The following is a 13,658-nucleotide window of genomic DNA, read 5'->3' on the forward strand; positions in this document are numbered from 1 at the left end:
GCTGAAGTCGTGGCTGGTGGGAAAGCGGAAGAACGTCAGGTTGCGAAAGAACATAGTGGGTCCAGATTTGATGTAGAGGTTGGGTGGCTTAGGGCAGGGAGACCGCGATTGCGGACAACACCAGCAAGCCGGCTGTGCAGATCAGGACGACGCGGACTGCCCGGCGCTCCCTGGCTCTTGCGCGAAGGCGCGCTGCAGGGCTGGCCTCATGCGACCTGGTCGCGTCGCATACATCCATGGACTCGATGATGCCGAGGACGATCTGGCGGGCTGACATGCTCAGTCCTCCATGGCCGCGAAGGCGATCAAGAGGACGGCGCCGCAGACCATGCCGAGGACGAACAGGCCCACGCAGAATCCGATGTGGACGGTAATCACGCGATGGCCCTCCCGTAGACATGCCAGAACAAGTCAACGAGCTCCCTGGGCGGATTGCTCAGGCCCTTGAGTGCGAGAAATGCCCGTTCGATGTACCGGCTGGCTTCGGGGTCACCGCATTGGGACCGCGCACGGTCTGCTACGACCTGGGCCTGTTCCGGGGTGAGGTTCGAAACCAGGGTATCGACGTCGACATCAACTTCGGCCTCGACGTAGGTCTCGACGGTTGCGGAAATGGTGCGCATCACGCCGCCTCCGGCCCGTTGGAGCTGAAACCGCTGTGGATGGCGCGACGGAGATAGTTGCAGCCCTCTTGGATCGCGCCGCCGACCGATCGCCCGTGCATGGCAGCGGACAGCCCAATGGAGATGGCGTGACGCCGGATGTCGTCACTGACGCCGGTGTTTCTGGCGCGTTCGTTGATGCCCTTGCGGATGACGTGCAGGGTTTTCGGGTTGGTGGGGAATTCGGTGACGGTGCCCATGATCAGACTCCGGTTGAGGCGTCGTCGCGGGTGAAGTCCGAGCGGTCCTCGGGCACTTCGACGACAGGGAACAGCGGTTGAGGGGAGACCGGGCGCGGAATGTCCCGATAGAGCTGAGGCTTCTCGGTGCCGAAGATCTCGGCCATGTCTTCGTCGAGGCGTTGCAGCAGCGTGTTCATGCGGACTGCCTCCCTAGAATCCGAATCAGCTCTTCGCGCGCCTCGGTGTAGCGGTTGCTTGCGGCGGCGAAGGCGTCCTTCATCGGGCGCGACATGTGGGGGTAGCCGCGCAGTCGGCCCATCTCGGCCTCGCTCTTCAAGAACTTGGCCCAGGCCTGGCGGGCGCGTTCCAGGGATTCGGCGGACGTCACGACTCACCCCGGGCCTTGGCGAGGGCGGCAATTGCACGACGCAGATCCTCGGCCGTGATTTCGGCGCTGCCAGCAGACGAGTTGACCGCCCATAGCACACCGTCCTTTGCGGTGTTGCCACCCATCGCGTTGCGAACACGCTCGAACTCTGCGAACGGTGCCAGCGCCTCATACAGCTCCGGCGCCGCGGCGATCAACGCTCGGTCGGCATCCTTCACGATACAGCCCGCATCACCGTAGCCTCCAAACCACATGATGAGTTCGCCCGACGCGCTCTGCGCACCTTCGTACTCGTCTACCACCCAAGGCCCCGGCGTGAACTTGGGCGCGGTCATGGCGCACCCCCGACGCGGGCGAGGGCGGCAGCCCGGCGGGCTTTGGCGGCCTTGAGCCGTTCGCGGGCCTTCCTGCGGTAGCCGGCGAGTTCCCGAGTCACGGCGGGCGAGTGCCACGGCCGCACCGGCTCGCAGGCGTTGTAGGCCGCCAGGGCCGCGTCGTACTCCCGATCCGCCTCGATCAGCTCGGCCAGGGCGGCGTCGGCCGCCATCGCCTGGAAATGCTCGAGGCCCTCGGCCGCTGTGTCGCGGATCAACTGTTGAAGTACGCCGCGCACATCCACAGTGGGCTCAGCCATGGCGGCGGGCCTCCTGGTCAGATGCCGGCTGGTAGTGGGCAAGAAAGGCGTCCATCGCCTTGCCCGTAATGCCCTTCGCCGTCCACGGCGCGTGGAACCGGACGTAGCCGTCGCGCGACCAGAGCACAGTGGCGATAGCGGGCTTCCCGGCGTGGTCCGACTTCCGGCGCCACTTGCTGTTAGGCAGCACATCCACAGCCCCGGCGCTCATGCCGCACCGCCTTTGCCAAAGGCCAGCGGGTACTTGGCGCGCTCGTCGGCCAGCAAGTCGTCCAGGCTGCGGCGGACGCTCCCGAACTCGCGCACAACATGCAACCAGCCGGAGACAGATCCCTGGACCATCGTGAGGGCGTGCAGGCGGGGGTACTCCCGCCCCCAGCTCAGGACGGAGGAGGTCTCAGCCTCCGGGTGGGCGTCGAACTCGGCGTCGGTGGCGCGCTCAAGCCGGTCGACCACGGCTTCAGCATTCTCGACTTCGTCACGGTGTGGCTTGTGAGCGCTCATGCCGCCACCTCGGCCGCCAGCTCAGCAGCCTCGCGCTGCGCCTCAGCCAGCGCCGCGGACTTCGCCAGCGACTCGGACGGCTGCACGTACTCGTAGGTGTCGGCCCGCTGCGCAGCCGCGGCATCGGCCTGCGACAGGAAGTAGTCGGCGGTCAGGCGGCTCACGGCGCACCGTCCTGGCCCTGTTCGGCCACCGGCGCGGCGTCCTGCAGGAGGACGACGGCCTTGTTGGTGTAGAGGATCGAGGTAGAGACCTCGTTGGCGGCGATGTCCAGGCCAGAGGCCCGGAGGGCGGTCTCGAGCTGCTTGAGCTCAGCCCAGATCCAGTTCGCGCGGATCCACAGGGGGTGGCGAAGGGAGCCGGGGCTCCCGGTGTTACGGATGGTGTTCACTGTTGCCTCCAGTGGCCGAGGGCCATGGGAGGCATAGTTAGCCAATAGCTAACGTTAGTCAACAGCTAATTTTTAGTTCCAGACGAACGGTAGTCGTAGGCGCGACCCGGTGGGTCAGCGGGGGCACAAGGAAGACAGGGGAGGGAGACGCGCCTTTCGGCTACCTCGAAAGACCGTTCACGCTGGGCGCCTCTGGGCGATCTGAGGGTGAGCGACGCCGATCGGCGACCCTGTAGTTGACGGCTTCGTCAACAAGTCATTGATTTAATTGGCACTGTTTCGACGTGGCCGAGACTCGCGCCAAACCTCGTCAATTTGGGTCAAAGCGTTCGATGAATGATCGTCTCAATTCCTAAGATCGCTTCACGCGTCAGAACGTAGGCTTTGCTAATGTTCGCGCCGTAACTAGGGTGTAACGCCTCCGGGGGGAGGTCCAACAATGAGCCAGAAACCCAATTTGGTAAGCTGCTATTTCGAGCGAGACGGCGATCAGTGGCTCGGCTTTTGCCTGGACTTCACGCTGGTCACGCAGGCTCGTTCGCTTGAAGAAGCGCACCGCAAACTGGATTCGCAAATCCGCGACTATGTGTCAGATGCGCTCGTTGGCCAAGATCGTGCGTATGCCAATCAACTGCTGAATCGCCGCGCACCGCTAAAGTACTGGGCCAAGTTCTACTGGACGATGTTCCAGCAGGTTCTTCGGCACCGAAAGTCGAAGCGCCGTAGAGCAGTCAAAGAACATATGTCGATTCCTGCGACTTGCGCCTAATGCATGGGCGGACACTTTCCTCCGGTTGGAACCCGGGAAGTTGAAGCCGTCCTAAAGCACCTTGGATACGAGAAGCGTCCTCAGAACGGGACGAGTCACGTCAAGTGGGTCAAGGATGAGAACGGTAAACGTAGAGTCGTTATCGTCGACGACAACAACGCGCCGTTCAAAGACCAGGCGCTAGCTTGGATCATCAACCCGATGGGTATCACCAAAAAGCAGTTCTACGAGATCTTGGCGAGCCTCTAGACAAAAGCCCCGCAATGCGGGGCTTTTTGTTTGGCTATTTGATCCGCAGATTCCTACAAGAAATGCAGTCCTCGTTCTGCTTAGCCGCATTTGGAAACGGGCTTGCCCCAAGTCCTTCCATTGGATGCTGTAGGCCCTCAAGCTGCGACTTGATCTCGTTTAGTGCGGTCTGCGCCTTAGCCGCGATGTCTCCATTTGTAATGGGCTTCCTATCAACGCGGCCAAAGGCCGTCTGGTTCTGCAGGAACATGTCCATTGAGACAAAAACCTGTCCAGCATTCTCAACAAAGCTGTATCTGACCTTCATCTCTGGATTGGTCGAGTTCGCTGGCGTTGCAAGAGCGCGGTACATAAGGGATCTGAAGGAATCATCCATTGGGCTGCTACATATCACCTGATGAGCAGTGTTCTCTTCTATTGCTCCACCGCCATTAACGCAGCGTTGCACCAAGTGCATCTTCACTGCTTCAGTCGTCGTGCCGCTGATTGTTGCCTGCGGCGTCCGATATGGCGCCGATGATGTCGTAGCGCATGCGGTTGTCGAGACTGCGATCGATGCGCCAAGAAGAATCCATTTCACGGCTACCCCCTTGATTGTCAGACTGATTTTATCCCAAGCACTGATACCACCTTCCCCCCAACAACAATTCCCTCGCGCTCTATCCTGTAGGCCGGGTAGTCTGGGTTTGCGCTCACGACATACAAGCCGTCTCCACGCATCTGCAGCATCTTGATCAGGGTCTCGCCCCCAATGTTGATCACATAGACAGCGTCCCCATCGAACCCGTTGACCTCTGTGTCAACCATCACAACGTCGCCGTTGTCGATCATTGGGCGCATTGATGGGCCGCGGCCGGTAAGCAGTTTGATCCGCCCAGATCTAGGAATTGATCCCAGCTTCCGCCGGACTTCCCAGCCTGCGATATCAACCTCCCGGATGACTTCTGGGTAGTCTTCATTCTCGACCCCGTCGCCCATGCCTGCAGCTCCGTCCAGCAACTGGAAGCGAACGTATCCGGGCGGGGTCTCATCGGATGTGACGACCGTCATATCCGAAGATGCGTCTTCCCACTGCGGCCTATCCATCCAGCCGCCGTCGTGGCCGAGAGCAATCGAGATCTTCTTAGCAACCTCCTCCCCCATGAACTTGCCGCCAAGCAGCTGGGACAGGTAGGAGGGGGCCAGGCCGCCAAGGCGCGCGCCCTGGGCCGTTCGCGTCGTCGCACCGCGCCTCTTTAGCGCGGACACAACATACGCCAGATTTCGTTTTCGTATGGCGGCGATATCCATCGGCTGAGATTAGCCGACCGCTAATCGGAAAGTGTTCGCTGCGGGCTTGCGATCTTCCGTTAGCTGTGGGCTAATCATCGCCATGAGTACAGAACCCCTTGATCGCGCCATCGCCATCTTGTCTGGCCAGAAGGCGCTTGCAGACGCCATCGGCGTCAAGTCGCCTTCGATATCTGGTTGGTACAGCCGCGGTGTGGTTCCGGCAAAACGATGTCGAGCGATTGAGATGGCCACCGGCGGTCAAGTGACCTGTCACGACCTTCGCCCCGACATCTTCGGCCCGAAGCCTGCGAACGACGAACCCTCGGCAGAGGAGGCGGCTTGAGATGGCCGCCTTGGCGATCAGTTCGTTGGACCTGCCGGCGCTGACATCCCGGCGGTTTCCGCCCTGTCTGCCGCCTGGATCATGGCTTGTCCCAGCTCGCGAAGTTGAGCTGTTTGAAACACGAAATTTGGCGATCGATGAGATTGCGCAGCTGTCTCCATCGGGCTCACGAGGTAATGCAGCGTGAGCGCGACCGCGCCGTATGCGGGGATGGTTCGGAGATCCCAGCCTGATACGGGGCGCAGGGGTAGGTCGTCCGTCATGTCGGTCTCCGGTGTGGGTTGGGCTGGGCAGTCCCGAGCCTACACCGGCAGACCGGCTCCACTTCCCTGAGCAGTTCTCCATGCCGCAATGGTGCGGCACAGCAAATCCACAGTCTCCATTCGTGAGATCGAGCGATGAATGTCAGCGACGCAGCACACCAGACCGTGAAGAGCTACCCCGGCGGGGCAGAGGCACTGGCGCCGCGGATGGGGATGAGTGGGGCGCTGCTCCGGGGGAAGGTGAACCCGAACAGCGACCGCAACCATCTGACCTTGCAGGAGGCAGACGAGCTCATGGGACTGACCGGCGACTACCGGATCCTGCATGCGCTCAATGCCGCCCATGGCTTCGTGGCGACGCCGGCCGAAGCGGAAGAGGGCGCGGACCTGCTGACCTCGAGCTTGGCCGCGCAAGGCGGATTTGGGGAGCTGGCGCTGACGTTGCAGCAGGCATTGGCTGACGGGGTGATCACCTCGAACGAGCTGAAGCAGTTCGAGGCGATCGGCGCCAGCGTGCAGGCCTTGGTGCTGCGCCTGGTGAGTTCGGCGCGGGCGCACCACGAGGCGAGTAGGCCTCGGCAACTGAGGGCGGCGTGATGGCTAAGTTCAAGCCGGGAACCAGGATCAAGAAGACACGCGGTAAGGCGTGGATCGGGATGACCGGGATTGTGGTGCCTGACCCGCCGAATTTACCGGACCGGCACGACCACACGATCCAAGTCGATCAGCCGTTCATCGGCAGTGATGGCAAGCAGCAGCCGGCAGGGACGATCGCGCAGATCGTGGGCGAGCAATGGGACCCGATCATTCCCGAGGGGATGAAGCCGGTGGAGTGGTCGGAGTGTCATTGGCAGCCCACCAAGACGCCAGAGAAGGCGGGATGAGATGGAGCGCCGAGCCGGCCAGATCCCTGATGGGTTCAGGCAAGCGCGCGAGGCGCTGGAAGGCCCCGAGCGGCCGATGACCTGGCGGGAACGGGTCGAGTTCGAAGCGCAGAAAGCAGAAGAGATGGCAAGGGCAGAAGCCCGGCGCCTGCACACCCCGCAACTACCCCTGGAATTAGAAGCATGACCATCGATCTCAAAGCGTCCTTAGGCACCGGCGCCCGCGTAACTCCGCGATGGATAGGGATGCGCGTTGGAGGTGAGCCGCAGCAGCAGCCGAAGAACTGCGACAGCCGCCAAGTAGAAATCGTATTCAGGTTTGTCTGCTGGGCGCACAGAACCAGGCAGTTCCCGAATGCAACCCAGATCTGTGACCGCTTCGGCGTGAGCCGCGCAACGGCATTCAGATGGAGAGAAAGCCTCGCCGCCGCCATGGGCATTGCTCTGCCTCCGGACACCAGCAGGGATGAAGCAGGGGAGATCAGGTCGTGAGCCTCTACGGCAAGGTCTACGCGAAGTTCTGGGAAAGCGAGGACATGCGGGCCTTGTCAGATGACGGGCGGATGTTGGCCCTGTACCTCTTGACGTGTAAGCACCGAACTATTGCGGGTTGCTTCAGGCTACCTGATGGCTACGCAAGCGAAGACTTGCAATGGGGTTTCGAAAGGGTTTCGAAAGGGTTCTGTGAACTGTCTGAGAAGGGTTTTGCAACCCGATGTGACGTCACGAATTGGGTCTGGATCCGCCGATACCTGGAACAGAACCCGCTGGAGAACCCAAATCAACGTAAGGCGGCAGCTAAGCTAGTCCTGACGATCCCGTCACGCTGCACCTGGGGGGCTGAGTTCCTGGCCTGGTGTGCAGACGAGATGGCGATCGACCTGAGCAGAGAAGAGTTCGCGAACCGTTTCGAAAGGGTTTCGGAACAGTCGTCTAACCAGTATCAGTATCAGGAACAGAAGCAGGAAGAGCAAAAGCAAAATCCCCCCAAACCCCCCGCTGCCGCGGGGGGCTCCCCTGGGCGGAAGAGGGAGGGGGTTACCTACCAGCAGTTCGTTCAAGCTTGCCGGGAGCAGGGTGAGCGCCCGTTGCCGGCTGATCACTCCGTTTTCGCCTTCGCCACCGATTCCGGCATCCCCCGCGAATACCTCGAGCTCGCATGGCGCGAGTTTGCTAGGCAGTACCGGGACACCCAGAAGACTCAGGCCGGCGTCCTTGGTTGGCGGAAGAAGTTCGAGAACTGCGTGCGTCGGAACTGGTTCAAGCTCTGGTGGTTCACGCCTGAACAGGCCTGTGAGCTGACCACGGCAGGACAGCAGCTGAAGCGCGAGCGTGAGGCTGATCAGAAACGCAAGGCCGAGGAGCAAACGACGTCTGGTCAGGAGCAGGCGGCATGAATTCCCTCCGCGTTCCGCCGCAGTCCGTTGAAGCTGAGCAGGCCGTGTTGGGCGGCCTGATGCTGGCACCTGAAGCCTACGATCACATTGCAGACCTGGTTTCAGAGGGCGACTTCTATCGCCGGGACCATCGGCTGATTTTTCGGGCCGTGAGTGAACTGGCTGAAAAGAACCGACCGTTCGACGCGGTAACCCTGGGCGAATGGTTCGATTCGCGCGGCCTGTCCGAGCATGTCGCCGGCGGCGCCTACCTGATCGAGCTGGCCAGCACCACGCCGTCGGCGGCCAACATCGCTGCCTACGCCGAGATCGTTCGCGACAAGGCGTTGGCGCGGGCGGTCATCGAGGTCGGAACGGAAATGGTCAACTCCGGCTTTCAACCTGAGGGTAGGGCAGGATCCGATCTGGTCGTCGATGCGCAGGCCGCGGTTAACAACATCGCCAGTGTTGGGGGGGGTAATGGCGGGCTTCAGCCTGTTGGGTCTGGCCTCGTGGAGCTATACCAAGACATTCAGGGCTATTACGAGGGCACGATCAGCCCTGGAATCCCGCTTCCCTGGGCGGCTATGCGCGACATCGTCCCCGGGCTTGGTGATGGGGATCTGGTCATCGGCGCTGGGCGGCCTGGAATGGGAAAGACGGTCTGGCTGTTCGACATAGGCGTCGACATCGCCGAGAACGAGGGGGATTTCGCAGGGTTCTCGCTGGAGATGTCCAGGCGCCAGCTTGACCTACGGCTACTGTCCAAGCTGAGCGGGGTTCCTATGCAACGCCTGAGGACGCAGGGCGGTGTGGAGGAAATGGAGTGGCCGCAAATTGCCGAGGCAATGCGGCGCATGAAGGAAATGCGGTTGCACATTGACGACCAGGCCGATCTGACAGTTCACCAGATTCGGGCCAGGGCCAGACGGCTGAATGCCCAGCTGAAGGCTTCGTCGGGTGGCAAGCGGCGACTGCGTGGGATCGGGGTGGACTACCTCCAGTTGGTATCTGGCCCGGCAAAGCGCGACGTCAATCGGGCTGAGGTGGTCGGGGAGGTTTCGCGCAACCTGAAACTGATGGCTAAGGAATTGCAGTGCCCGGTGATTGCTTTGTCCCAGCTGAATCGGGCATCTGAGACCAGGCAGAACAAGCGACCTGGCATGGCCGATCTCCGCGAGTCTGGCGCGATCGAGCAGGATGCAGACGTCATCGTGTTTCTCTATCGGGAGGACTACTACAACCCGGAGACGTCAGCTCGAGGAATTTCTGAGGCCATTGTCGCCAAGCAGCGGAGTGGGAGGACCGATACCGCCTACCTTCGACACGACCTGGCCTGCTCAAGGTTCCTGGACTACAGCGGCGGAAAGCCGAACTACAAGGGGGCAAACGGATGCTTCTCCCAGGATAACCACGACGGGTTCGAAGATGATCAGGTGTCTTCGAACCCGTCCCGGACTCCCGCGCGCCGCTCACGCGCGCATGGCAATTCTGCGGCCGATAGGCAGGCGGGTCCGCAATGAAGCGAGGCAGATCGACCAACGCACCGACCAAGGCGCAGCAGCGGCGGTTTGAGCTGATCAAGGAGCGCGGGTGCGTGGCCTGCTGGCTCCACTGCCAGGTCCACCGGTACCCGGAGATCCATCACCTGACGATCGGTGGCAAGCACGGCCAGAAGCGCCGGGGCCATGACTTCACGATCGGGTTGTGCGCCTGGCACCACCGCGGGATCAATGCATTCGGGAACGCTGATCTTGGCCGGCAGACCTACGGGCCGAGTCTGCATCACCACGCCAGGGAGTTCCGGGCTGCCTTCGGCAGTGATGACTCCCTGCTCGAGTTCCAGAACGCGATCTTGGACCTGAGGAAGGCTGCATGAGGCGGCCTAAGGCGAAGCGGGATGCGAACCATGGCCCGGTAGTGAAGCGGTTCGAGGAATTGGGCTGCAGCGTGGTGGAGCTGCATCACGCTGGAATCCCGGGATTTCCCGACTTGGTGGTGGGTTGCTTGGGTGTGAACCATCTCGTCGAGGTGAAGAACCCAGATACGGCCTACGGCCGGGCCGGGCTGAATGCGAATCAGCAGACCTTCAACAGGGACTGGAGAGGGGAGCGGATGTTTGCGGTGTCGAGCCTGGATGAGGCGGCGGCACTGGTCCAGAACTGGAGGCGGGCGGCGAAGTCCCGGACAGCGGCATGAAATCGGCAAAGCAGCGGGCACGGGAGATGACGGATCAGCAGCTCCACGACATGGACAGGGCTCTGCGTAAGGAGATCCCTGCGGCCCAGTCGTTGCACGACGCGATCAAGCGGGAGAGGCAGGCCAGGTACAAGCGTCGATTGAAGGAGGCGGCATGAGCGGGGGTGTCGACTTGAAGGCAGAGCTGAAGCGCTGGGGCTACTACAGCGTCACCCGATTCGCGGCGAACGACGATGGGCTGAGTGGCGGCGACAGCTACTTGGCGAAAGCCAAGGATCTTGCGCCTGGGACGAAAGAGCGGGCCTTGCGCGTTCTCATCGGACGAGACGGAGAGTCCAGGCGCCGCCTGATGGCAGACGGTGCCGGCGTGAAGGGGATGCACGTGGTGCCGACTTGGGCCTGCGACCCTGTCCCTGCAAAGAATGACGCCTCGCCGCCAAGCACGACCTTTGCGGTGGTGGACCTGGGCATACCTGACGACCTGCGTTGGATTGACGACGCGGTGCGGTCGCTGTCGCGCCGGTACCCGGTCAGGGCTCAGGTGCTGCGGGAGGAGTTCTGTGGGGTGGGTACTCAGCGGATGAAGGCGGGCAGGGTGTCTCGCGGGTATGGCGGGGCACTGTCCTTGAGGCAGTACAAGTACGAGCTACAGCTGGCAATGGATTGGATGCGGATGAGAGTTGCGGCTTGATGCAAGAAAGTGCTTGACAAAGGGCGTACCGATTCTGTTGAATATTGGTACTGTCAAGAATTGTCCCTGAAGCCCTGGCCCAGCGCCGGGGCTTCTTCGTTCCAACGCCTTCTCAGCACCACCAACAGGCCGCCCAAGAAGCCTTAAGGCTCAACTGGTTACGGCTGAATTGAGTGGCCGAACAGGCCGCCTCAGCACCACCACCAAGCCCTGCGAGTGATCGCGGGGCTTTGCGTTTGCGGAGCCACAACGCATGCGACAGATCACTGCTTTGGTTGTGCATTGCAGCGCGACTCCCGCCGGTAAGCCGTTCAGGGCTGCAGACATCGATCGATGGCATCGGGAGAAGGGATGGGTCTGCATCGGGTATCACTTCGTGATCCCGCTGGACGGAAGTGTCGAACCTGGCCGGCCGGTTGCTGAGCCTGGCGCCCATGTTGAGGGGCATAACCGCGACACGATCGGGATCTGCTTGATCGGAGGTGTGGACTCGCTCGGCAAGCCTGCCAATACGTTCAATGAGCGCCAGTTCGAAGCACTTGAGATGCAGTTGCGTGCTCTGCGCAGCCGGTTTCCTCAAGCGAAGATCCAGGGGCACCGCGACTTCCCAGGCGTGAAGAAGGCCTGTCCGTCTTTCGACGTGCGCGCCTGGTGCCGCGCCCGCGGCCTGGACCCGAAGTGATGGACGGCGATTCGGTGGGTTACGCCGTCGGCGCCGGCGGGCTGCTGCTGGCGCTGGGCCAGGCCGCTTGGCAGCGGTTCTTCAGCGCCGAAGGAAAGGCAAACGATGCGTTGGTCCAGCAACTCGGCGAACGCATCACTGCGCAGGAAACGCGCATGACGAACCTGGAGCAGGGGCTGGACGAAGAGCGCAAGCTCCGGCGCGAGGCCGAAAGCCAGGTATTCGCCCTACGCCTGCGCGTGACCCAGCTCGAAACCGAGCTTCGCCACCACGGAATCGAGGTCCCAACATGAGCATCATGAGTCGCGTCCTGCTGGCTTTGTTGATCGGGCTAGCTGCCCTGGTCCTGTGGCAGCGTGGCTCGTTGTCTGCGGCCGAGCGGGCACGTGACGCCGCGGTGGAGCAGCGCGACTCCGCCGTCGCCGAGCGCGACAACGCCAACAAGATAATCGCCGACGAGCGCAGGCGGGCTGACGAGGCCAACGCCATCGCCGCCAAGTTCGAACAGGAGAAGCGTGATGCAGAAGCGAATGGTGCTGCTGTTGCTGCTGGCCTGCGCGCTGGCAGCCTCAGCCTGCGGAAGCGTTGGGAAGGCTGTGAAGCCCGAATGTCCGCGGCCGGCGCCGGTGGCGGCGAGCCTGATGCAGGAGCCGCAGACCGAGCGGAAAGTGCGGGCCGAATTGTTCGAGCCGCTGCCGAGTGCGACGCCCAGGTCCGCGGGCTCCAAGCCCAAGTGAAGGCCGATCGTGCCGAGGTGACCAAGTGAACGTTACCCAAGCCGTTGGCGGGTTCATCGCAGTGACTGCGCTCGGTCTGGTTGGCGCGTTCTGTTACGGCTTCGACGCTGGTAAGCGCGAGCTGAGCATCGACCTGCGCATCGCCTCCTACGACCTGCGCCTGGCTGAGCAGGAGCTGCGCCGCGCCGAACGTGCCCTCCGCAAGATTGCCGACGAGGCCAGAACATTTGAGTACTGCGCCAGCTACGCTGGTAGCGCGGTCGCCGATAGGGTTGAGGGCGACGATCAGGAGGTAGCGAAATGAGCCTGTCTGAGAGGTTGCGTTCTATTGAGAGGCGACTGGATGCGCTTGAGGCGCGCGCTGAGCATGGCGCAGCGCTGCAGGCCAGCATCATCGACGCGCTGAGCGAGCAGTGCCATGAGGATGAGTCGACCCAGTTGCTGACACTGGATGGGCACGAGGACGGTGCAGAACGAGATCAGAGACAGGAGCTGTGATGCCTAAGGCCGCACCGAAGCATAAGCCCATGCCTCACCTGGCGCGGGTTCATCGGATACTTCAGCCCGATGAGAACTATGGCAAGGGTCGCGGCGGTCGCCCGTGGCGCCGGAAGCGCGATGAAGTGATGAAGCGCGATGCCTTCCTATGTCAGAAGTGCAAGGCGGATGGCCGCCTCACCCTGGGCACTCAAGTCGACCATAGAGTTCCGAAGGCTGAAGGCGGAACAGATGATCTCGGCAACCTGCAACTGATGTGCAGTCGCTGCCACGACGAGAAGTCGAAGGCAGAGGCATCTCGTGGTCGCAACGGACGTGGGTCGTGGAACAGAAAGCATCCGGGTGGCGTTCCACAAACATGAACAGGGAGGGGGGGGGATTCCGAAAGTCTGGAAGCCCTCCTAACGGACACCGGCCGCCCAGCCATTTTTTCGCACCGTCAATTCGCAAAATCTGATTTTTCGGGGGTGGTCGGATGCCCCGGCCCAAGAAGCATCACAACCTGAAGGTCGTGCAGGGGACCGCTCGGCCCGATCGTGATGGTCCACCCCTCGTCGATCTGCCGCTCGTGTCGGATGTGCCGGCGCCCCCGGACTGGTTACCCAATGCGCATGCGATCAAGGAGTGGAACCGCCTGGCCCCGATCCTTCATGCCAACAAGCTGCTGACCGAAGCCGGGATTTCCACCCTCGGCCAGCTGTGCGCACTCCACGGAAAGATCGTCCAGCTCTATGCCGCTGGTGAAGCGCCAGTCGCTTCGATGGTGGCGCAGCTACGCGGGTTCTCGAATGACTTCGGATTGACACCGGTTGCGCAAGGCAAAGTGAGACCGAATGGCAACCCGGAAAAGCCCGACAACCCGTTCGCGGCGATCGGTAAGCCCCCCGCCCAAAAGCGGTGACTACGTTGATGTGGCTGTCGCGTATGCACGCGA

31 protein-coding genes are annotated in these 13,658 nt (G+C 62.1%); 18 read left to right on the top strand and 13 right to left on the bottom strand.

Annotated features, from left to right (window positions below):
* Nucleotides 1-374: 374 nt before the first annotated feature.
* From TX83_RS04685 to TX83_RS04720, 10 genes are read right to left on the bottom strand one after another with little or no spacing between them, the layout of a single operon-like run.
* The gene (locus TX83_RS04685; RefSeq protein WP_064746777.1) at nucleotides 375-623 is read right to left on the bottom strand and encodes a hypothetical protein; all 249 of its coding nucleotides are present in this window, start codon (nucleotides 621-623) and stop codon (nucleotides 375-377) included.
* Nucleotides 623-862, bottom strand: coding sequence for a hypothetical protein (locus TX83_RS04690; RefSeq protein ID WP_064746778.1), 240 nt, complete (start codon nucleotides 860-862; stop codon nucleotides 623-625). The genes TX83_RS04685 and TX83_RS04690 overlap by 1 nt, the downstream gene beginning before the upstream one ends.
* A 2-nt stretch (nucleotides 863-864) precedes the next feature.
* Nucleotides 865-1,041 carry a hypothetical protein gene (locus tag TX83_RS23190; RefSeq protein WP_186442513.1) on the bottom strand — a complete coding sequence of 59 codons (177 nt, stop codon included), beginning with the start codon at nucleotides 1,039-1,041 and terminating at the stop codon, nucleotides 865-867.
* Nucleotides 1,038-1,232, bottom strand: coding sequence for a hypothetical protein (locus TX83_RS04695; RefSeq protein WP_064746779.1), 195 nt, complete (start codon nucleotides 1,230-1,232; stop codon nucleotides 1,038-1,040). Before TX83_RS04695 ends, TX83_RS23190 begins: the two co-directional genes overlap by 4 nt.
* Entirely contained in the window at nucleotides 1,229-1,567 is a 339-nt protein-coding gene (locus tag TX83_RS04700) for a hypothetical protein (RefSeq protein ID WP_064746780.1), read from the bottom strand. The genes TX83_RS04695 and TX83_RS04700 overlap by 4 nt, the downstream gene beginning before the upstream one ends.
* Entirely contained in the window at nucleotides 1,564-1,866 is a 303-nt protein-coding gene (locus TX83_RS04705; RefSeq protein WP_064746781.1) for a hypothetical protein, read from the bottom strand. The genes TX83_RS04700 and TX83_RS04705 overlap by 4 nt, the downstream gene beginning before the upstream one ends.
* On the bottom strand, nucleotides 1,859-2,077 hold the full coding sequence (locus tag TX83_RS04710; RefSeq protein ID WP_064746782.1) for a hypothetical protein: 219 nt from the start codon (nucleotides 2,075-2,077) through the stop codon (nucleotides 1,859-1,861). Before TX83_RS04710 ends, TX83_RS04705 begins: the two co-directional genes overlap by 8 nt.
* A complete protein-coding gene (locus TX83_RS04715; protein ID WP_064746783.1) occupies nucleotides 2,074-2,370 on the bottom strand; it encodes a hypothetical protein in 297 nt (98 codons plus the stop codon). Before TX83_RS04715 ends, TX83_RS04710 begins: the two co-directional genes overlap by 4 nt.
* On the bottom strand, nucleotides 2,367-2,534 hold the full coding sequence (locus TX83_RS23195) for a hypothetical protein (protein ID WP_186442514.1): 168 nt from the start codon (nucleotides 2,532-2,534) through the stop codon (nucleotides 2,367-2,369). The genes TX83_RS04715 and TX83_RS23195 overlap by 4 nt, the downstream gene beginning before the upstream one ends.
* On the bottom strand, nucleotides 2,531-2,761 hold the full coding sequence (locus TX83_RS04720; protein WP_064746784.1) for a hypothetical protein: 231 nt from the start codon (nucleotides 2,759-2,761) through the stop codon (nucleotides 2,531-2,533). The genes TX83_RS23195 and TX83_RS04720 overlap by 4 nt, the downstream gene beginning before the upstream one ends.
* 439 nt (nucleotides 2,762-3,200) lie before the next feature.
* Here TX83_RS04720 and TX83_RS22530 point away from each other — a divergent pair, with 439 nt between their 5' ends.
* Nucleotides 3,201-3,530, top strand: a complete 330-nt coding sequence (locus TX83_RS22530) for a hypothetical protein (RefSeq protein WP_075575001.1) — start codon at nucleotides 3,201-3,203, stop codon at nucleotides 3,528-3,530.
* Between the two features lie 3 nt (nucleotides 3,531-3,533).
* Nucleotides 3,534-3,779 carry a type II toxin-antitoxin system HicA family toxin gene (locus TX83_RS24155; protein ID WP_064746785.1) on the top strand — a complete coding sequence of 82 codons (246 nt, stop codon included), beginning with the start codon at nucleotides 3,534-3,536 and terminating at the stop codon, nucleotides 3,777-3,779.
* A 34-nt stretch (nucleotides 3,780-3,813) separates the two neighbouring features.
* On the opposite strand, the gene TX83_RS22535 is transcribed toward TX83_RS24155, so the two are convergent.
* Nucleotides 3,814-4,359 (bottom strand): hypothetical protein, encoded by a 546-nt coding sequence (locus TX83_RS22535; RefSeq protein WP_141233350.1) that lies wholly within the window; start codon nucleotides 4,357-4,359, stop codon nucleotides 3,814-3,816.
* Between the two features lie 17 nt (nucleotides 4,360-4,376).
* The gene (locus tag TX83_RS04730; RefSeq protein WP_064746786.1) at nucleotides 4,377-5,069 is read right to left on the bottom strand and encodes a S24 family peptidase; all 693 of its coding nucleotides are present in this window, start codon (nucleotides 5,067-5,069) and stop codon (nucleotides 4,377-4,379) included.
* A gap of 82 nt (nucleotides 5,070-5,151) precedes the next feature.
* Between TX83_RS04730 and TX83_RS04735 the strand changes: the two genes are divergently transcribed.
* Nucleotides 5,152-5,394 carry a transcriptional regulator gene (locus TX83_RS04735; protein ID WP_075575002.1) on the top strand — a complete coding sequence of 81 codons (243 nt, stop codon included), beginning with the start codon at nucleotides 5,152-5,154 and terminating at the stop codon, nucleotides 5,392-5,394.
* 17 nt (nucleotides 5,395-5,411) lie between these two features.
* On the opposite strand, the gene TX83_RS24160 is transcribed toward TX83_RS04735, so the two are convergent.
* Nucleotides 5,412-5,657, bottom strand: a complete 246-nt coding sequence (locus TX83_RS24160) for a hypothetical protein (protein ID WP_075575003.1) — start codon at nucleotides 5,655-5,657, stop codon at nucleotides 5,412-5,414.
* A gap of 135 nt (nucleotides 5,658-5,792) precedes the next feature.
* Between TX83_RS24160 and TX83_RS04745 the strand changes: the two genes are divergently transcribed.
* From TX83_RS04745 to TX83_RS04810, 15 genes are all read left to right on the top strand, one after another.
* Nucleotides 5,793-6,254, top strand: coding sequence for a phage regulatory CII family protein (locus tag TX83_RS04745; protein WP_064746787.1), 462 nt, complete (start codon nucleotides 5,793-5,795; stop codon nucleotides 6,252-6,254).
* Entirely contained in the window at nucleotides 6,254-6,541 is a 288-nt protein-coding gene (locus TX83_RS04750; protein ID WP_141233351.1) for a hypothetical protein, read from the top strand. Before TX83_RS04745 ends, TX83_RS04750 begins: the two co-directional genes overlap by 1 nt.
* Nucleotides 6,542-6,724: 183 nt before the next feature.
* Nucleotides 6,725-7,033 carry a hypothetical protein gene (locus TX83_RS22540; protein ID WP_141233352.1) on the top strand — a complete coding sequence of 103 codons (309 nt, stop codon included), beginning with the start codon at nucleotides 6,725-6,727 and terminating at the stop codon, nucleotides 7,031-7,033.
* Nucleotides 7,030-7,938 (top strand): hypothetical protein, encoded by a 909-nt coding sequence (locus tag TX83_RS04755; protein WP_064746789.1) that lies wholly within the window; start codon nucleotides 7,030-7,032, stop codon nucleotides 7,936-7,938. Before TX83_RS22540 ends, TX83_RS04755 begins: the two co-directional genes overlap by 4 nt.
* Nucleotides 7,935-9,440 (top strand): replicative DNA helicase, encoded by a 1,506-nt coding sequence (gene dnaB / locus TX83_RS04760; RefSeq protein WP_075575004.1) that lies wholly within the window; start codon nucleotides 7,935-7,937, stop codon nucleotides 9,438-9,440. The genes TX83_RS04755 and dnaB overlap by 4 nt, the downstream gene beginning before the upstream one ends.
* A complete protein-coding gene (locus tag TX83_RS04765) occupies nucleotides 9,437-9,796 on the top strand; it encodes a Ref family recombination enhancement nuclease (RefSeq protein WP_064746790.1) in 360 nt (119 codons plus the stop codon). Before dnaB ends, TX83_RS04765 begins: the two co-directional genes overlap by 4 nt.
* A 41-nt stretch (nucleotides 9,797-9,837) precedes the next feature.
* Nucleotides 9,838-10,116 carry a hypothetical protein gene (locus tag TX83_RS04770; protein WP_141233353.1) on the top strand — a complete coding sequence of 93 codons (279 nt, stop codon included), beginning with the start codon at nucleotides 9,838-9,840 and terminating at the stop codon, nucleotides 10,114-10,116.
* Nucleotides 10,117-10,270: 154 nt separating this feature from the next.
* Complete coding sequence (locus TX83_RS04775) at nucleotides 10,271-10,807, top strand: hypothetical protein (protein ID WP_064746792.1); 537 nt, start codon at nucleotides 10,271-10,273, stop codon at nucleotides 10,805-10,807.
* A 253-nt stretch (nucleotides 10,808-11,060) separates the two neighbouring features.
* Complete coding sequence (locus tag TX83_RS04780) at nucleotides 11,061-11,489, top strand: N-acetylmuramoyl-L-alanine amidase (protein WP_064746793.1); 429 nt, start codon at nucleotides 11,061-11,063, stop codon at nucleotides 11,487-11,489.
* Nucleotides 11,489-11,782, top strand: a complete 294-nt coding sequence (locus TX83_RS04785) for a hypothetical protein (protein ID WP_064746794.1) — start codon at nucleotides 11,489-11,491, stop codon at nucleotides 11,780-11,782. The genes TX83_RS04780 and TX83_RS04785 overlap by 1 nt, the downstream gene beginning before the upstream one ends.
* A complete protein-coding gene (locus tag TX83_RS04790) occupies nucleotides 11,779-12,255 on the top strand; it encodes an endopeptidase (RefSeq protein ID WP_261370013.1) in 477 nt (158 codons plus the stop codon). Before TX83_RS04785 ends, TX83_RS04790 begins: the two co-directional genes overlap by 4 nt.
* Nucleotides 12,252-12,530 carry a hypothetical protein gene (locus TX83_RS04795; protein ID WP_064746795.1) on the top strand — a complete coding sequence of 93 codons (279 nt, stop codon included), beginning with the start codon at nucleotides 12,252-12,254 and terminating at the stop codon, nucleotides 12,528-12,530. Before TX83_RS04790 ends, TX83_RS04795 begins: the two co-directional genes overlap by 4 nt.
* Entirely contained in the window at nucleotides 12,527-12,724 is a 198-nt protein-coding gene (locus TX83_RS04800; protein ID WP_064746796.1) for a hypothetical protein, read from the top strand. The genes TX83_RS04795 and TX83_RS04800 overlap by 4 nt, the downstream gene beginning before the upstream one ends.
* Nucleotides 12,725-12,852: 128 nt before the next feature.
* A complete protein-coding gene (locus TX83_RS24165) occupies nucleotides 12,853-13,086 on the top strand; it encodes an HNH endonuclease (RefSeq protein WP_428992542.1) in 234 nt (77 codons plus the stop codon).
* 113 nt (nucleotides 13,087-13,199) lie between these two features.
* Nucleotides 13,200-13,625 (top strand): P27 family phage terminase small subunit, encoded by a 426-nt coding sequence (locus tag TX83_RS04810; protein WP_075575006.1) that lies wholly within the window; start codon nucleotides 13,200-13,202, stop codon nucleotides 13,623-13,625.
* The last annotated feature ends 33 nt before the right edge of the window (nucleotides 13,626-13,658 follow it).

This window comes from Lysobacter antibioticus HS124 (assembly GCF_000336385.2).
Lineage (GTDB): Bacteria > Pseudomonadota > Gammaproteobacteria > Xanthomonadales > Xanthomonadaceae > Lysobacter > Lysobacter firmicutimachus.

Excerpts from the sequence above, each read along its gene's own strand:
- TX83_RS04730 (WP_064746786.1), bottom strand. The coding sequence starts at position 5,069 with ATGGATATCGCCGCCATACGAAAACGAAATCTGGCGTATGTTGTGTCC.
- TX83_RS22540 (WP_141233352.1), top strand. The coding sequence starts at position 6,725 with ATGACCATCGATCTCAAAGCGTCCTTAGGCACCGGCGCCCGCGTAACT.
- TX83_RS04790 (WP_261370013.1), top strand. The coding sequence starts at position 11,779 with ATGAGCATCATGAGTCGCGTCCTGCTGGCTTTGTTGATCGGGCTAGCT.
- TX83_RS04735 (WP_075575002.1), top strand. The coding sequence starts at position 5,152 with ATGAGTACAGAACCCCTTGATCGCGCCATCGCCATCTTGTCTGGCCAG.
- TX83_RS04685 (WP_064746777.1), bottom strand. The coding sequence starts at position 623 with ATGCGCACCATTTCCGCAACCGTCGAGACCTACGTCGAGGCCGAAGTT.
- TX83_RS23190 (WP_186442513.1), bottom strand. The coding sequence starts at position 1,041 with ATGAACACGCTGCTGCAACGCCTCGACGAAGACATGGCCGAGATCTTC.
- TX83_RS22530 (WP_075575001.1), top strand. The coding sequence starts at position 3,201 with ATGAGCCAGAAACCCAATTTGGTAAGCTGCTATTTCGAGCGAGACGGC.
- TX83_RS04700 (WP_064746780.1), bottom strand. The coding sequence starts at position 1,567 with ATGACCGCGCCCAAGTTCACGCCGGGGCCTTGGGTGGTAGACGAGTAC.
- TX83_RS04745 (WP_064746787.1), top strand. The coding sequence starts at position 5,793 with ATGAATGTCAGCGACGCAGCACACCAGACCGTGAAGAGCTACCCCGGC.
- TX83_RS04715 (WP_064746783.1), bottom strand. The coding sequence starts at position 2,370 with ATGAGCGCTCACAAGCCACACCGTGACGAAGTCGAGAATGCTGAAGCC.
- TX83_RS04705 (WP_064746781.1), bottom strand. The coding sequence starts at position 1,866 with ATGGCTGAGCCCACTGTGGATGTGCGCGGCGTACTTCAACAGTTGATC.
- TX83_RS04775 (WP_064746792.1), top strand. The coding sequence starts at position 10,271 with ATGAGCGGGGGTGTCGACTTGAAGGCAGAGCTGAAGCGCTGGGGCTAC.
- TX83_RS24155 (WP_064746785.1), top strand. The coding sequence starts at position 3,534 with ATGGGCGGACACTTTCCTCCGGTTGGAACCCGGGAAGTTGAAGCCGTC.
- TX83_RS04710 (WP_064746782.1), bottom strand. The coding sequence starts at position 2,077 with ATGAGCGCCGGGGCTGTGGATGTGCTGCCTAACAGCAAGTGGCGCCGG.
- TX83_RS24165 (WP_428992542.1), top strand. The coding sequence starts at position 12,853 with ATGAAGCGCGATGCCTTCCTATGTCAGAAGTGCAAGGCGGATGGCCGC.
- TX83_RS04750 (WP_141233351.1), top strand. The coding sequence starts at position 6,254 with ATGGCTAAGTTCAAGCCGGGAACCAGGATCAAGAAGACACGCGGTAAG.
- TX83_RS04800 (WP_064746796.1), top strand. The coding sequence starts at position 12,527 with ATGAGCCTGTCTGAGAGGTTGCGTTCTATTGAGAGGCGACTGGATGCG.
- TX83_RS24160 (WP_075575003.1), bottom strand. The coding sequence starts at position 5,657 with ATGACGGACGACCTACCCCTGCGCCCCGTATCAGGCTGGGATCTCCGA.
- dnaB (WP_075575004.1), top strand. The coding sequence starts at position 7,935 with ATGAATTCCCTCCGCGTTCCGCCGCAGTCCGTTGAAGCTGAGCAGGCC.
- TX83_RS04780 (WP_064746793.1), top strand. The coding sequence starts at position 11,061 with ATGCGACAGATCACTGCTTTGGTTGTGCATTGCAGCGCGACTCCCGCC.
- TX83_RS04690 (WP_064746778.1), bottom strand. The coding sequence starts at position 862 with ATGGGCACCGTCACCGAATTCCCCACCAACCCGAAAACCCTGCACGTC.
- TX83_RS04765 (WP_064746790.1), top strand. The coding sequence starts at position 9,437 with ATGAAGCGAGGCAGATCGACCAACGCACCGACCAAGGCGCAGCAGCGG.
- TX83_RS04810 (WP_075575006.1), top strand. The coding sequence starts at position 13,200 with ATGCCCCGGCCCAAGAAGCATCACAACCTGAAGGTCGTGCAGGGGACC.
- TX83_RS04785 (WP_064746794.1), top strand. The coding sequence starts at position 11,489 with ATGGACGGCGATTCGGTGGGTTACGCCGTCGGCGCCGGCGGGCTGCTG.